The sequence below is a fragment of the Methylosinus sp. H3A genome, from assembly GCF_015709455.1.
Lineage (GTDB): Bacteria > Pseudomonadota > Alphaproteobacteria > Rhizobiales > Beijerinckiaceae > Methylosinus.
In genome coordinates, this window is sequence record NZ_JADNQW010000005.1 from 1,316,293 (window position 1) to 1,330,593 (window position 14,301).

16 protein-coding genes and 1 pseudogene are annotated in these 14,301 nt (G+C 66.9%); 2 read left to right on the forward strand and 15 right to left on the reverse strand.

Going from position 1 to position 14,301, the window contains the following annotated elements; all coding sequences use genetic code 11:
* The 7 genes from recO to mgtE all read right to left on the reverse strand — a co-directional run bounded on the left by recO (nt 1) and on the right by mgtE (nt 4,762).
* Nucleotides 1-723: a DNA repair protein RecO gene (recO, locus tag IY145_RS09160; protein ID WP_196407930.1), complete on the reverse strand. Its 723-nt coding sequence runs from the start codon at nt 721-723 to the stop codon at nt 1-3.
* A 7-nt stretch (nt 724-730) separates the two neighbouring features.
* Nucleotides 731-961, reverse strand: a complete 231-nt coding sequence (locus IY145_RS09165; protein ID WP_196407931.1) for a DUF1737 domain-containing protein — start codon at nt 959-961, stop codon at nt 731-733.
* Between the two features lie 129 nt (nt 962-1,090).
* The gene (locus IY145_RS09170; RefSeq protein WP_196407932.1) at nt 1,091-1,366 is read right to left on the reverse strand and encodes a DUF6460 domain-containing protein; all 276 of its coding nucleotides are present in this window, start codon (nt 1,364-1,366) and stop codon (nt 1,091-1,093) included.
* A gap of 28 nt (nt 1,367-1,394) precedes the next feature.
* Nucleotides 1,395-1,823 carry a hypothetical protein gene (locus IY145_RS09175; RefSeq protein ID WP_196407933.1) on the reverse strand — a complete coding sequence of 143 codons (429 nt, stop codon included), beginning with the start codon at nt 1,821-1,823 and terminating at the stop codon, nt 1,395-1,397.
* 88 nt (nt 1,824-1,911) lie between these two features.
* Nucleotides 1,912-2,307 (reverse strand): hypothetical protein, encoded by a 396-nt coding sequence (locus IY145_RS09180; protein ID WP_196407934.1) that lies wholly within the window; start codon nt 2,305-2,307, stop codon nt 1,912-1,914.
* Nucleotides 2,304-3,266 (reverse strand): GH25 family lysozyme, encoded by a 963-nt coding sequence (locus IY145_RS09185; RefSeq protein ID WP_196407935.1) that lies wholly within the window; start codon nt 3,264-3,266, stop codon nt 2,304-2,306. Before IY145_RS09185 ends, IY145_RS09180 begins: the two co-directional genes overlap by 4 nt.
* 83 nt (nt 3,267-3,349) lie before the next feature.
* Entirely contained in the window at nt 3,350-4,762 is a 1,413-nt protein-coding gene (gene mgtE / locus IY145_RS09190; protein ID WP_196407936.1) for a magnesium transporter, read from the reverse strand.
* 94 nt (nt 4,763-4,856) lie between these two features.
* Here mgtE and IY145_RS09195 point away from each other — a divergent pair, with 94 nt between their 5' ends.
* Nucleotides 4,857-5,756 (forward strand): polysaccharide deacetylase family protein, encoded by a 900-nt coding sequence (locus tag IY145_RS09195; RefSeq protein ID WP_196407937.1) that lies wholly within the window; start codon nt 4,857-4,859, stop codon nt 5,754-5,756.
* A gap of 21 nt (nt 5,757-5,777) precedes the next feature.
* On the opposite strand, the gene IY145_RS09200 is transcribed toward IY145_RS09195, so the two are convergent.
* From IY145_RS09200 to IY145_RS09215, 4 genes are all read right to left on the reverse strand, one after another.
* Complete coding sequence (locus IY145_RS09200) at nt 5,778-6,335, reverse strand: hypothetical protein (RefSeq protein WP_196407938.1); 558 nt, start codon at nt 6,333-6,335, stop codon at nt 5,778-5,780.
* Nucleotides 6,336-6,599: 264 nt separating this feature from the next.
* Nucleotides 6,600-7,076 carry a MaoC family dehydratase gene (locus tag IY145_RS09205; protein ID WP_024878034.1) on the reverse strand — a complete coding sequence of 159 codons (477 nt, stop codon included), beginning with the start codon at nt 7,074-7,076 and terminating at the stop codon, nt 6,600-6,602.
* 59 nt (nt 7,077-7,135) lie between these two features.
* Complete coding sequence (locus IY145_RS09210) at nt 7,136-8,020, reverse strand: TIGR01459 family HAD-type hydrolase (protein ID WP_246721891.1); 885 nt, start codon at nt 8,018-8,020, stop codon at nt 7,136-7,138.
* Nucleotide 8,021: 1 nt separating this feature from the next.
* Entirely contained in the window at nt 8,022-8,741 is a 720-nt protein-coding gene (locus tag IY145_RS09215) for a carbonic anhydrase (protein WP_196407940.1), read from the reverse strand.
* A gap of 93 nt (nt 8,742-8,834) precedes the next feature.
* On the opposite strand from IY145_RS09215, the gene IY145_RS09220 reads away from it, so the two are divergent.
* Nucleotides 8,835-9,692, forward strand: a complete 858-nt coding sequence (locus IY145_RS09220) for an HpcH/HpaI aldolase/citrate lyase family protein (protein ID WP_196407941.1) — start codon at nt 8,835-8,837, stop codon at nt 9,690-9,692.
* Between the two features lie 9 nt (nt 9,693-9,701).
* Here the strand turns inward: IY145_RS09220 and IY145_RS09225 are convergent.
* From IY145_RS09225 to IY145_RS09240, 4 genes and pseudogenes are all read right to left on the reverse strand, one after another.
* Nucleotides 9,702-10,462, reverse strand: a pseudogene (locus IY145_RS09225) (IS5 family transposase).
* 200 nt (nt 10,463-10,662) lie between these two features.
* On the reverse strand, nt 10,663-11,664 hold the full coding sequence (locus tag IY145_RS09230; RefSeq protein ID WP_196407942.1) for a CorA family divalent cation transporter: 1,002 nt from the start codon (nt 11,662-11,664) through the stop codon (nt 10,663-10,665).
* A 107-nt stretch (nt 11,665-11,771) separates the two neighbouring features.
* Nucleotides 11,772-12,989, reverse strand: coding sequence for an acyltransferase (locus IY145_RS09235; protein WP_196407943.1), 1,218 nt, complete (start codon nt 12,987-12,989; stop codon nt 11,772-11,774).
* 92 nt (nt 12,990-13,081) lie between these two features.
* The gene (locus IY145_RS09240; RefSeq protein WP_196407944.1) at nt 13,082-14,275 is read right to left on the reverse strand and encodes an acyltransferase; all 1,194 of its coding nucleotides are present in this window, start codon (nt 14,273-14,275) and stop codon (nt 13,082-13,084) included.
* Nucleotides 14,276-14,301: the final 26 nt, after the last annotated feature.

The window sequence follows — 14,301 nt, forward strand, 5'->3', positions numbered from 1 at the left end:
CTATGACGTCGCCGCGGCGGCGACATAAAGCGCGCGCGCCTTCGGCGCCGCCAGGCCGCGCGGGCCGAAGACATTGCGCTCCAAAAAGTGCCCCGTGAGGCGGAAAGCCGCCGCGAGTTCCCCCGAATCGGCGGGCGTCGGCGCCGCCAGCCGCAGAAAGGCCGGATAAGGCAGCAGCCTGTCCCGCCAGGGCGCCCCCGCCGCACGGGCCACGGCGCGGCCCGTCTTGGGCGACACAAAGGCGAGGTCCGCCGTCGCTCCCGTCAATGCGCAGCGCTCGAGATCGAGGCCGAAGCCCAGCGCCGCCAGCAGCGCCAGCTCGAATCGCGCCATCAGCGCCGGGGCGAGATCGAGCGAATCGAGCCGATCGGCGATGACCTCCGCCATATCGAATAATTCGCCATGCGGATCGCGCTCCGGCAACAGCCGCAGCAGCGCGCAGAGATGGCCGACGCCATGCAGAGCGAAAGCGCGGTCGATGAGCCGCGCCGCGCGCGAGCGCACCGGCTCGACGGCGAAGGAGCCGAGGTGCTGCTCGATCCGCGCGCGCCACTGCGCCTCGACGCTATTGCCCGGCTGCAGCACGGAGCGCAGCGCGCGGCCGGCCCCGCCGCGCACCAGCCCCATATGGCGTCCATGCGCGCGCGTCATCAGCTCCAATATGACCGCGGACTCGCCGTGGCGCTTGACGCCGATGACGAGCCCTTCGTCCCGCCACTCCATCGGCCCGTCACAGCTCGGAGAGAGTCACATCCGGCGTGTATTTGAAATCATAGACGTCCTTGGTGATCGCCTGACCGCAGATCACCCGGCCCTTGGTCGCGTCGAAGGTGAGCGTCGGCGAGCCATAGAGCGACCAGCCCAGGCTCAGCGCCTCGGTCACGCGCTTGCAGAACTCCACATCGTCGGGGCCGGTCAGATAGCGATAGACGGTCGATCTCTTGCCTAGAGTAGCGGACATTGTGACCCCTCGAATGGTTTCGCGGAATGGTTGCGCATTTCGGCGCGGCCGGCGGGCGATTCGCCCGGGCGCTCCCGCCGTCATCCTCGCGCCCGCAGCCAGGCGCAAGGATTTTCTGCTCGCGCCGCCTCAGCGCCGCCCGGCGCTCAGAAGCCGCAGCACGAGCCAGATCGGCACCACGATGACCGCGCCGGTGATCACATAGCCGAGGACGGTGTGAACGGCCCCGAAGCCGAGCGAAGAAATACGATCGAAAAAGCGCCGCGCGCCATGGACGAGGTCCATGGGCTCGATCTCGAGCCACATCAGCAGCGCGCCGACGACGAGCGACACGAACAGCAGCTTGACGAGCACTTGCAGCGGCGAGCCGCCGAGAAAATCATGGATTCGGCTATTGGAGGCCATGCGCGTCCTTCGGTCTCGATTGCGCGGGTCAGAGGCTCTCGCCCTTTGGAGCCTCCTCGCGGAAGAGCTTCATCATGCGCCGCAAGAATCTTTCGGTAAAGGAGAGCGCGCGCTCGAATTCCTCCTCTCCGGGCAGGCCCTTGCGCGGGACCGCCTCCGCGCCGGCGCCGCCGGGGAGCTTGGCGCGCAATTCGGCGTTCTCGCGGGCGAGGCGCTCGATCTCGCCCTGCAGCGCTGCGCGCTCCTCCGCGGCGACGCGGCAGACGGAGAGCCCGCCCTCCACCGTGCAGAAGGAGACCGCGCCGGTCTGCTTGTCGAGCCGCAGCAATCCGCCCTCGGCCGGGCTCATGGCGAAGCGGCCGGCCTCGCTCGGGGGCGGCTCCGCCGCGGGGGCTTCGGCCCGCGCGCCGGCGGCGGCGAGGAGAATGGCGAAAAAGACGAGGGAAATGACGCGCATCGGCTCCGGCCATGTTTCGAGGCCCGGGCCGGATGTGGCGAGCGGCGCCGGGCGCGTCAATAGGGACGAGGCGCGCCGGCCCCTCCCATCACCGCCGGCGCGAGCCGCGCGGCCGCGAATAAACGCCCGTTCGGCCGCCCTCGAACCGCCGCGACAAGCCGCCGCGCGGCGTGACGGCGAGCTCGAGCCGGTCGAATTTCATCGGATCGTCCATGCTCGCCTGAAATTTGGAGACGATGAGCGTGACCACATCGCCCTCCCGCGACCAGCAGCCGGAGGCGAGCTCATCGAGCGCGCCATAGGCGAGCATATAGTCGAAACGCCCGTCGGAGCGCAGCAGCAGCTCCGAGCCGACCTCCATCACGCCGCTCAGATGATACTGACCGGCGAGCGAGGCGTCGGCCTTCTCGCAATCCGCCGCGGCGGCGCGATCGGCGAACAACGCAATCGCGACGCAGGCCGCCGCGTGGCGGAAAAACCTCACTGCGCGTTGTTCATCGCGGAGGGGAGCATCGCCGGATCCTCCTCGATCAGCTTCTCGAGGCTGCGATTGTCGATCGGCTTCGCCGCAGCCGCCATCGCGGCCGACGGCGTCTTCAGGCCGGTGGTCGCGCCGAGCCAATCGCGCCATTGCTCGTGGCTGCCATTGAAAGTGTTCTGATCCACGGCGACGGAGATGCCGGGCACATGGCCGTCGGAGCGATATTGCCAGAAGGTCCATTTGCGGTCGCCATAGCGCACCGCCGGATGATATTTCGTGGAGCGCACCCAGATCGGATATTCCGCCAGCGCGCCCGAATGCAGGATCGCCTGATAGAAATCCACCGAGCTGTAGATGATCGGCTTCTTGCCGTAATGGCGCTCCATATCCTCGAGCATGACGCGCATGTCGCGCAGCACTTCCTCACGATAGAGCGTGCGCTTGCAGCTGCGCGAGGTCGGCGTCGCCTCGACGTCCAGCACCGGCGGCAGCGCGTCCGGCTCCACCGGCACGACGGATTTGAAGAACCCCGTCTCCTCATGCGGCGGCCGGCACCAATAGACGAAATGATAGGCGCCGCGCGGCACGCCGGCCGCCTTGGCGGCCGCCCAATTGCGCTGGAACTTGGAGTCGAGCGCATCGCCGCCCTCGGTCGCCTTGATGAAGGCGAAGGCGACGCCGGACTCCTTCACAGCCTGCCAGTCGATGTCGCCCTGATATTTGGAGACATCGACGCCATGCACCGAGAATTCCGCGCTGCGCGTCGCCGGATAGGCGTGGAGCTGCGATTCCGGCACGGCATAGGCGAGATAGGTCGGGTCTTTGCGGGCGTTGACGAGCGGCGCGCTGGTCGCAAAGCGCGGGCGGGCGCTGTACGACGGGTCGATGGCGCTGCCGCAGCCGGCGAGGGCCGTGGAGAGAAGGAGGGCGGCGGCGGCCGCGAAAAAATCGTTCGATCGCATTGCGCGAAAATATCCCGCAAGCCGGTAACGAAGCGTTAATTCCCCCCGCCGGACGCGATTCGCCCCCGGCGCGGACGCGCGACTCAACCGAGGTGGAACCATAATGTCGCTATGCCCAGAAAGGAACCATAACCGACGACGTCGGTGACGGTGGTGACGAAGGCGCTGGAGGCGACCGCCGGATCGACCTTCCAGCGCTCGAGCAGCATGGGCACGAGAATGCCGCCCAGCGCGCCGGCGGCAAGATTGGTGAACATGGCCATCGCCATCACCGGGCCGAGCCCGACCGACTGGAACCAATTGGCGGCGACGAGCCCCGTGATCAGGCCGAAAGCCGCCCCATTGAAGGCGCCGGTCGCCAGCTCGCGCAGGATGATGCGCAGCGCATTGGAGCGCGAGAGCTGCCGCGTCGCCAGCGCCCGGACGGTGACCGTCATCGTCTGCGTCGCCGAATTGCCGCCCTGGCTCGCCACGATCGGCGCGAGCACGGCCAGCGCCACCATTTGCTGGAGCTGAGATTCGAAGGTTCTCAGCACGCTCGCCGAGATGAAGGCCGTGCCGAGATTGATGAGCAGCCACAAGAAGCGGCTGCGGACGATCCACCAGAAACTGTCGGTCAGCTCCTCATGCGGATCGACGCCGCCGAGCGCCTTGATCTCCTCGGAGGCGGCCTCCTGAATGACGTCCACGACGTCGTCGATGGTGATGACGCCGACGAGCCTCTCCGCCTCGTCGACGACCGGCACGGACACGAGATTATAGCGCTCGAAGAGCCGCGCCACTTCTTCCGTGTCGTCGCCGAATTGCACGCGGCGGCGGTCCGCCTGCATGATCTCCTCGACCCGCGTCTTGGGATGGGCGCGCACCAGAGCGTCCAGAAACACCGTGCCGAGCAGCCGATAGGCGGGATCGACGACGAAGACCTCGAAGAAATTGTCCGGCAGCTCGTCCGGCTCCGTCTCGCGGAAGAAATCCAGCACCTCGCCCGCCGACCAGAAGGGCGGCACCGCGATGAGCGTCGTCTGCATCAGGCGCCCGGCCGTGCCCTCTGCGGCCTCGAGCGAGCGGCGCAGCACGATGCGCTCCTGCGCCGGCAGCGCCTCTAGGACTTGAGCCTGCTCCCTGGGCTCGAGCGTCTCCAGAATGGCGACGGCGTCGTCGCTCTCGAGCTCGCGCATCGCCTCGGCGAGCGTCTCGACCGGCAGCTCGTCGAGAATATCCTCTCTCGTCGTTTCGCCGACCTCGGTCAGCGCGGCGAAATCGAACTCGTCGCCCATCAGCTCGACGAGGCGCGGACGCTCCTCATGGTCGAGCAATTCTATGAGCGCGCCGAGGTCCGCCTCGTGCAGCGGCGAGACCAGCTCCTTCACATGGCCGGAATCGCCCTCGGCAATGGCGTCTTCCACCGCGGAGACGAAATCGGCGCGCGGCTCCCCCGTGTCCTCGTCGCGAAAATTTCCTTCCGCAGGCGCCGATTTTTCATGGTCTTGCGACATATGGGGCCCTGATCGATGCGCGAGGGGTCCGCCCGGCCGGCGAGACCGGGACAAGGGCTCCCATAGCGCGCCACGCCGGGAAAGCAAACCGCCGATGCAACTTCTTTCACCCTTCATTCGTCTTCTGGCGGCGCTGCTCGCGATCGGCCCGGCCGCCGCGCGCGCGGCCGAATGCGGCCCGCAGGCGCTGGGCGTCTCGCGGACCCTAGAGATCGACGGGAGCGAAAAGCTCGCGCTCGGCCTGCAGACCTATCCGCGCACCTTGGCGCTCGCCGATCGGGAGGTCGTGCTCACATTCGACGACGGCCCCGCCCATGGCGCGACCGAGCGCGTGCTGGACGCGCTGAAAGCCGAATGCGCGCGCGCGACCTTCTTCCTCGTCGGCGCCCATGCGGCCGAAGCGCCGGCGCTGGTTCGGCGCATCGTCGCCGAGGGCCATAACGCCGGGCATCATTCCTACAGTCATCCCGCCCGCACTCTGCGGCTGATGAGCGAGCCCGCGGCGCAGGCCGACATAGAAAAAGGTTTCAAGGCCGTCGATGCGGCGGCCGGCTTCACGCCCGAGGGGCCGACGCCACATTTTCCCTTCTTCCGCTTTCCGGGCTTCGCCGACACGCCGGAGCTGGTGCGCTGGCTGGAGGATCGCGACGTCGCCGTCTTCGGCGCCGATCTTTGGGCCTCCGACTGGCAGGAGATGACGCCGCGCGCCGAGCTGGAGCTGGTGATGTCGCGGCTGGAATCGGCGGGCAAGGGAATCGTGCTGTTCCACGATCCGCGTCCCTCCACGGCGGCGATGATGCCGGAGTTTCTACGCGAACTCAAAGCCCACGGCTTTCGCCTCGTTCACATCGTTCCGGGCGACGGGCCGACGCCGATCGTCCATGCGAGGCCCGGCTGGACCTCGGCGACCGAGGCGATCATCGCCAAGACGCTCGGCCATAAGGGCCTGCGCAGCGAGCCGCAGGAGGAAGGCCGGGGCGTCAAGTCGCAGTGAATAGGGGGCCGCTCGGCGCGCTCAGATGCGTCCGCGGTCGCAGGCGTAGAAGCCCTTTGCGCCCCAGCAGGGCCCCGTCCTGTAGACATTGCCGAGATCACGATCCTTGAGCCGCGCGGTCCACACCCGGCCCTGGCGCAGTTTTATCGTCAGCGGCCCCTCGTCGATCTCGAAGATCACTTCCCTGTCCTTGTCGCGCAGGATGCGGCAGGGCTTGGCGATCACCACGCGGCCCTCGAGCTTCACGAAGCAGCGCGCCTCATATTCGTCGAGCCCGGCCGAGGCTGTCGGAGGCGGGTCCGAGGGCGAAGGCGGCGACTCGACCGCCTCCGTCTCGGCCTGAGCGAGCGGAGCCGCAGCGGCGGACGAGGCAGGCGGCGCAGCGGGCGCAGCGCTCTGATCCGCGGCGAGCGGAACGGCGAAGGGCGCGACGATCGGCGGCGCATTGTCGAAGGTGGTTCGCGGCTTGGCGGAAAACTCACCGAGAGCGGAGGCCGGATAGCCGAGATCGCCCGCGCCGGCCGTCGTGGCGAGGCCGACGCCGAAGACGGCGCCGAGCAACGGGAATCGCAACTTCATGCCCAGTCTCCTCGCCGCATCGGCCGCGGGAATTGGCCGCCGAGAGTTTCGCCTCGATGGGCTTTCGAGGGAAGAGCCATGCCCGACGCGCGGCGCGTCTCGCCTATCCCACGGGCCTCGAAGGCGTTTTTCTTGCGTGAGCGTGACGGCGAAAAAGGGCGCTAGTTCGGCGCCGGAAGGGCCGGCCCGTGTTTCGATTGCGTAAGTCGCGGGCGCGCGCCGTCCGGTCAGGCCGGCTCAGAGACGAATCGCGCGGAAATCGTCTCAGGCCGAGGCGGCGGGCTTGGCCAATTGGGCGGCGCGGGTCGCCTGCTCGCGGCTCGGCACCATGACCCAGGCCTCGCCGTCCAGCACCACCTTGCCATCGACGAGGCATTCGCAATGCAGACGGGCGCGGCGGCCCTTCTCGATCAGCTCGACGATCTCGACGACGACGTGAATCACGTCGCCGATCTTGACCGGGGCGCGGAAATTCAGCGTCTGCGACAGATAGACCGCGCCCGGCCCCGGCAGATACATGCCGATGACCGTCGAGATCAGCGAGGCCGTGTAGAGCCCATGCACGATGCGCTCGCCGAAGCGCGTCTTGCTGGCGAAATGGTCCGACAAATGGATCGGATTGCGGTCGCCCGAGAGATCGGCGAAGGCGATGACGTCGTCGTCCATGACGGCCTTCATCAAGGTCTCGCGCATTCCGATGGCGAGGTCTTCGAAATAATAGGTCTTGAAGGGCGTCGACATGGATCCGGTCACCGGCCTTTGTCGCCCAGGCGGCAGAGTCCGCTGGGCCATTTCCCCATCTACCACACCAGAAACGGCGCAAATGCAACCGGTTTGACGCCGGCGCCCGCCAGAAGCGCGCCCATCGCGGCCGCGTCCAGCCGGCGTTCCGGCGGCGGATAGAGCTCGTCGCGATGCACGCCCTCGGTCAAAAACAGCGAGTCGAGGCCGGCGCGGGAAGCTCCCAGCAAATCCGTGGCCACGCCATCGCCGATCGCCAGAACGCGGCCGGCCGGCGGCGCGGCGCCGGCGAGCTCGGCGATGTGGGCGAGAGCGGCGGCGTAGATGGGAGGATAGGGCTTGCCGGCCATCACCACCTCGCCGCCCAGCGCCGCATAGCGCTCGGCGAGAGCGCCGGCGCAATAGACGAGCTCCCCGGCGATGCCGACCACAATGTCCGGATTGGCGCAGAGCATGGGCAGGCCGCGCTCGCGCATGAATCCGAGCGTCTTCGCATAATCGTCCGGCGTCTCGCGGCGCTCGTCGATGAGCCCGGTGCAAACGACATAATCGGCGTCGCCGAGCGGAACGCGGCGGAATTTTCCGCCGAGCAGCCGATCGGCGGCCTCGAACAGCCCATTGTCGCGCGGCGGCCCGAGATGGTGACACGCCTCGCCGCGCCGCGCGACCATTTGCTCGAGCGTCAATTGGCCGGCGCTGACGAGATCGTCATAGGCCGCGCGCGGCAGGCCGAGTCCGTCGAGCTGCCGGCCGACCTCCTCGCTCGGCCGCGAGGCGTTGGTGACCAGCGCCACCCTGCCGCCCTGCGCGCGGAATTTTTCCAGCGCCGCGGCGGCGGCCGGAAAATGCGAGCGGCCGTCGATGAGCACGCCCCAGACGTCGCAGAGGATCGCGTCATAGCGATCCGCGAGCTGCGAGAGGCCGGCGATCTGCGGGATCGACATATCAGAACCGCGCCTGAGCGAAGGCGGCGGCATGGGCCTGCGGCGCGATTTGCGAGAATTCGCCCGAGGCCTCGTCCAGCACGAGCAGCCTGCCGTCCATCACGCCGAAATAGGCGCCGTGGAGGGAGAGATAATGACGCTGCTCCAGCGTCGCGATCCAGGGGAAGCTGCGCAGATTGGCGATGCCCTGCTTGATCGATTCGAAGGCGAGCCGCTCGACATAATCGGGCGTGATCGGATCGGGAATGGCGCCGGCGCGCTCGGCCGCCGGGGCGAGCAGCTTGATCCAGCTGCCGATGAAATCGCCGGCCGAGAGCGGCCGCGTATAGGGGTCCGCCTGGCTCTCCGCATAGGCGCGCACGCCGCCGCATTGGGCGTGGCCGAGGATGACGAGATGATTCACCTTCAGCGCCATTACCGCATATTCCAGCGCGGCGGAGGTGCCGTGATATTGATTGTCCGGCGCATAGGGCGGCACCAGATTGCCGACGTTGCGAATGACGAACAGCTCGCCCGGACCGGCGTCGAAGATCGCCTCCGGCGCGACGCGCGAATCGCAGCAGCCGATCACCATCGTCCGCGGCTTCTGGCCATCCGCCGCGAGCTCGTGGAAACGCTGCTGCTCGCCGCGAAACCGCCCCGAGAGAAAGGTCTCGTAGCCTTTCGCGAGATGGGCGGGGAGAACATCGCCGGGCTGATCGATCGGGCCGGCATCGGTCATATTCGCTCCTCGTGACGGCCGGCGATGGCGCGCCGGCGGCCGCTCCTTTATTGTGGAGCGCGACCGACGAGGCAAGGGGAGAAAAAGAGAGCCATGATTTCGCGACCGCGACGCAGCGTGCTGGCCATGCCGGGATCGAACGCAAGAGCGCTAGAGAAGGGCAAGACGCTCGCAGCCGATGTGCTGATGTTCGAGCTCGAGGACGGCGTCGCCGAGGGCGCCAAGGATGCGGCGCGCGAGCAGGTCGTCGCCGCGGTGAAGGGCGGCGGTTATGGCTCCCGCGAGATCATCGTGCGCGTGAATGTCTTCGATTCGCCCTGGTATGCGGCCGATATCGCCGCCGTCGCCGCCGCGGGGCCGTACGCCATCGTCATCCCCAAGGCCAATAGCCGGGACGATATTCTGCGCGCCGCGCGCGATATGAAGGCCGCCGGCGCCCCCGCCCACACCACGCTCTGGGCGATGATCGAGACGCCGCGCGCGCTGTTCGACATAGAGAAGATCGCCAGCGCCGCGCAGGAGGCGCCCCTCTCGGCCATGATGCTGGGACCGAACGATATCGCCAAATCGACGCGGGCGCGGCTGACGCCCGGCCGGCCGGCGCTCGTTTCCTGGCTCTCCGCGGCAGTGCTCGCCGCGCGTCTGCACGATGTCGATATCATCGACGGCATCTATAATGATTTCAACGATCTCGAAGGTCTACGCCGCGAGGCCGAGCAGGGCCGCGATCTCGGCATGGACGGCAAGATGCTGATCCATCCGGGCCAGATCGCCACGGTCAACGAGGTCTTCGCGCCCTCGCCGGCCGAGATCCTATTCGCGCGCAAGATCGTCGAGCTGTTCGACGCGCCGGAGAATGCGGCGATCGGCGTCGCGCAGATCGACGGCCGCATGGTGGAGCGCCTGCATCTCGACGGCGCGCGCCGCACGCTGGCCTTGGCGGGGGCCTAGGCTCAGGACTCATTGATTGAGATAGAAGGCGACAGCGGCGGCGATGCATATGGCGGAGAAGAAGGCGTGCGCGCATCGATCGTAACGGGTGGCGATGCGCCGCCAGTCTTTGAGCTTGGCGAAGAGGTTCTCGATCTTATGACGTTGCCGGTAGAGCGCCTTGTCGTAATCGAGAGGCTTCTTACGGCTCTTTGTCGGCGGAATGCAGGGCTCGGTCCCGCGTTCCGCGAGCGCTCGCCGAAACCAGTCGCTGTCGTAGCCGCGATCTGCGATCAGGGCCGAGGACGGCGGCAGCGCGTCGAGCATCAGCCTCGCGCCTTTGTGATCGCTCATCTGCCCTTCGGTCAGCATCATGACAAGCGGCTTGCCGGCGCCGTCGCAAACGACGTGGAGCTTGGAGTTCAGCCCGCCTTTCGTGCGGCCGATACAGCGGGAAAGAGCCCCTTTTTTAGGAGGCTCGCCGCCGTCCGATGCGCTTTCAGATGAGTGGAGTCGATCATGATCCGCTCCGGCTTCGGCCCTTCTCCCGCGAGCGCGGCGAAGATACGATCGAAGACGCCGAGCCGGCTCCAACGGATGAAGCGATTGTAGAGCGTCTTGGGCGGCCCATACTCCTTCGGGGCGTCCTTCCATTGCAGGCCATTCTTGATGACCTAGACGATCCCGCTGACCACGCGGCGGTCGTCCACCCGCGGCACGCCGTGCGCCAAGGGAAAGTGAGGGGAAATTCGCGCCATCTCCGCTTCGCTCAGCAAAAACAAATCACCCATCAAAGCCTCCATTTCGGAGACCTTGAATCACGCCTCACTCCAAATTAATAGGTCCTGAGCCTAGGCCTAGCGGGCGCCTCAGCCGATAGAAAAGGCGTCATTCCCGATCGCGCGCTTGGCGAGCATAGGGAGTGACGCGGCTTCCGGGAGATCGATTCATCGCGCTTCCCCGCTCCACGCGAGCGGCGCCGATGCGCCCCTCAGCTCTCGCGGCGCCGGATCCAGACGAGGGCGAGATAGGCCGCCGCGGCCGAAGCCGCGCAAATTGCCGCCGCATAGAGCGTGCCCTGCTCATTATCCGAGAAGAACAAATTCTTCGTGTTCATGCCGAAGATGCCGGAAACCAGAGTCGGCGGCATCAAGAGCGTGCCGAGAATCGTCAGCACATAGAGCTGGCGATTGGTCTCGGCGGTGAGATTGGAGACGATCTCGTCCTGCAACAGGCGGGCGCGCTCCTCTGCCGCCTGCAGCTCCTGCTGCAGCGAATCGAAGCGCTGCGTCAGCCGGCGCAGCGCGGCATGGGTCGGCTGGGAGACGCGCGGCGAGAAGGCGGCGCGCGAGAAGACGCGCTGCCCGTCCGCGAGCTCGCGCCGCAGCCGGATCGTCTGGCGACGCAGCGCGCCGAGCTCGCGCCGCTCGTCATGCGCTTCGTCGTCCAGCACGCGATCTTCGATCTGATTGAATTTGACCAGCAGCCTGTCGAGGCTGACGTCGATAGCGCCGAGGCTGCGCGTCACCAACGCCTCGAAGAGGTCGAGCGGCGTTCGCAGACGCTGGCCTTCGAGCGCCGCCTGCCGGATGGCGGCCGTCGATTCGACGGCGTTGCGACGAGCGGTGACGATGCAGCGCTCGGTGACCACGACGCGCAAGGGGCGCAGCACATCCTCCTCGCGCTCGAGATCGCGGCCATAGTCGGCGATGACGCCCCAGAGCGCCGCCTCATCGGCGTCGAGCCTTTGATGGCCGTCCTGGTCGATGAGCAGAGCCCGCGCCTCCGCCGGAATTTGCGCTCGGCCCGCGACCCAGTCGCGATAGCGCAGATCGGCGACATTGAGATGGACCCAGAAATAGCCGCCGTCCTCCACGTCGAGCTGCGGCGACTCGTGATCCGCCGCCAGCGTCGCCGCGCCGTCGCCGTCGAAGCGGATGACCCAGAGAAAGGGCGAATCGCCCACGATCGGGCCGCTCGGCGGTAGCTTCATTTTCGCGCGTCCTCGCGGGCGCGCCCCCTCGGCGGGCCCGGTCGCCGGGCCAATAGCGGAAGGATGCGACGTTTCGTCGACAGACGGCCGCGCGGGCGGGACGCCGCTCATGCGTCGACTTTTTCCGCTTCACGGTCGATCTCTGCCGCGGCCGGCCGCGGGAAGCGCTCGCGCCGCCAGCCCTCCGCCGCCTCGAAGGCTGTGCGCAGCGCTCGCCGCGCGGCGTTGGTGTGCGCCTCCGTCACGCGGGAAAAGAGAAAGCCGAAAAGGATCGCCGCCGTCATCACCACCGCCATGGTCATCCAATGGGCGGGGGTCGCCAGCTCGTGCGCCCAGAGCGCGCCGAAGCGCTGGTCGACGATGGCGCGCGCGAGGATCAGCAGCGGCATATGCACGCTGTAGAGAGAGAAGGAGAAATCGGCGAGGCTCCGGTGCAGCTGCGGCCGGAACAGCGCCCAGCCCTCCTGCGGCCCGAAGCGCAGCGTCACGACGAGATTGAGGAAGAGGACGGCCGAGAGCAGATCGGCGAGATCGGCGAGGAGCGGAAACGCCTCGAGATTGGGGCCGCGCACCAGGAGGCGAATGGGAATGACGGCGGCGACATAGATGGCGAGCGCGAGCCAGCGCGATTTGACGAGCGGACGCTTCGCCAGCGTCGCCAGCGCGCCGAGCCCCCAGAGCAGATAGCCGAAACGGAACCAGCCCGGCGGTATCGACATGACGACGACAATGGCGAGGCCGAGCGCAAATCCCACGGCGCGCGTCCGCGGCGAATAGGCGCGCGCGAAGGGCAGCAGCAGCAGCGGAAAGGAGATGTAGTACCAGAATTCGCAGGCGAGCGACCACAAGGGCCCGTTGGAGCCGAAGAAGTCGCAATAGATCGCCGAGAGATTGGCGAGCGAGCCCAAAAAGAGATCGAAGCGGAAATGGTCCTTGAACACCGGCCAGTCATAGACGCCGCTGTCGCCGAGCCAGTTGCGGCCGATCCAATCCGCGACGGCGGTGACGAGGAGCGCCGGCGCCAGCACCATATAGATGCGCGCGAAGCGGTGGATGAGATAGTCGCGCAGAAAGGGCTTGTCCTTGCGCAGCTGCGCGAGCACCGCGCCGCCGACGAGATAGCCCGAAATGGCGAAGAAGCCGACCACGGCCTGATGGCCGAGCTCGAAGCTGACGAAAAACCACCAGGCGTAGACGCTCGCCGAATGCGAAGCGCTCATTATGTCGGCGAGATTGACGAACATATTGGTGGAATGGACGGCGAGCACGAGCAGCGCGCCCACCCAACGGCACGCCTCGATGAATTGCGACAACAGGATCGGCATGAGTCTCCGATGGCTTTAGAGCGCGTTCCGCTCGAACGGAATCGTTCGAGCGATCAGACGTCGCTCCAAATTAACAGCTGGACCCCGCCGAGTTATAGCCTCTCGGCTCGGCCTTGGCCAACCCAGCGAGAGCGCTCGCCGAGACGGGCGCGCCGGTCGAGCGCGGCGAAAGCCGCATGAAGCATTCGCCGCAGCGCCGGGGTCCGCGCCTCGGTGGCGCGCGAGAACGCCCAGGCCATTGCGAGCGCGACGAGCAGCAGACTCGCCGCCGCGATCCAATGCGCCAGGGTCGGAAGAAGCTTGTGCCAGTCCTTGCCGAAAATATGGCCCGTTCCCGCCCAGAAGAAGAAAACGATCGGCATATGCGTGGCGTAGAGCGAGAAGGAGAAATCCGCGAGCCGGCGATTCAGGCCCATATGGCGGGAATGCGAGCCGGTCTCGCAGAAGCGAAGCGTCGTCAGCAGATTGGCGAAGGCCGCCGCGGTCAGCGCGGCAGCGACGTCGCGCAGGACCGGATGAGCCTCGACATAGGGACCGCGCACCACGAGCCGCGCGACGATCACGACGGCGAGAAAAAGGCCGAACGACAGATATTTGCCGCGCAAGAGGGGTCGCGGCGCGCGAGCCGCGAGCGCGCCCATCGTCCAGATCGCGAAGCCGACAGGAAAGCGCGACGAGGGCAAGGAGAGGAGAAGCAGAAGGAGGGCCCCGGCGAAAAATGCGGCGAGACGGGCCGTCTCCGAATAGCAGCGCGCGAAGGGCAGCAGCAGCAAGGGAAAGAGCAGATAGTACCAAAATTCGCAGGCCAGCGACCAGAGCGGACCATTCGTGCCCGCCTGGCCGGCCCAAATATGCTGCTGCATGGCGAGCGTCGTGAGAATGCGCGAGGGCTCATAGGCGCCCTGAAGGCCCGCGAGCTCATAGACGCCGGCTCCGGCGAAGAGGTCGCGGCCGACGGCGTCGAGCGCGAAGGTCAGCGCCAGCGCCGGGATCAGAACGACATAGATGCGGCTGACGCGATCGACGAAATAGGCGCGCAGGAAAGGCCTTTGCCGCTCTATGGCCGCGAAGACGCGGCCGCCGACGAGAAAGCCCGAGAGCGCGAAGAAGACCGTCACCGCCTGATGGGAAAAGGCGGTGACGAACCACCAGACATAAACGAGCGGCCCATGCGGGACGACCATTATGTCGCTCAACGATATGAGCACATTGGCGTGAGCGAGGAGAACGGCGAAAGCGGCGATCCAACGGGCGGCGTGAATGAAATCCGATAAAGCGACAGACATGAAAAAAGCGCTCGTCCAAAAAAGGC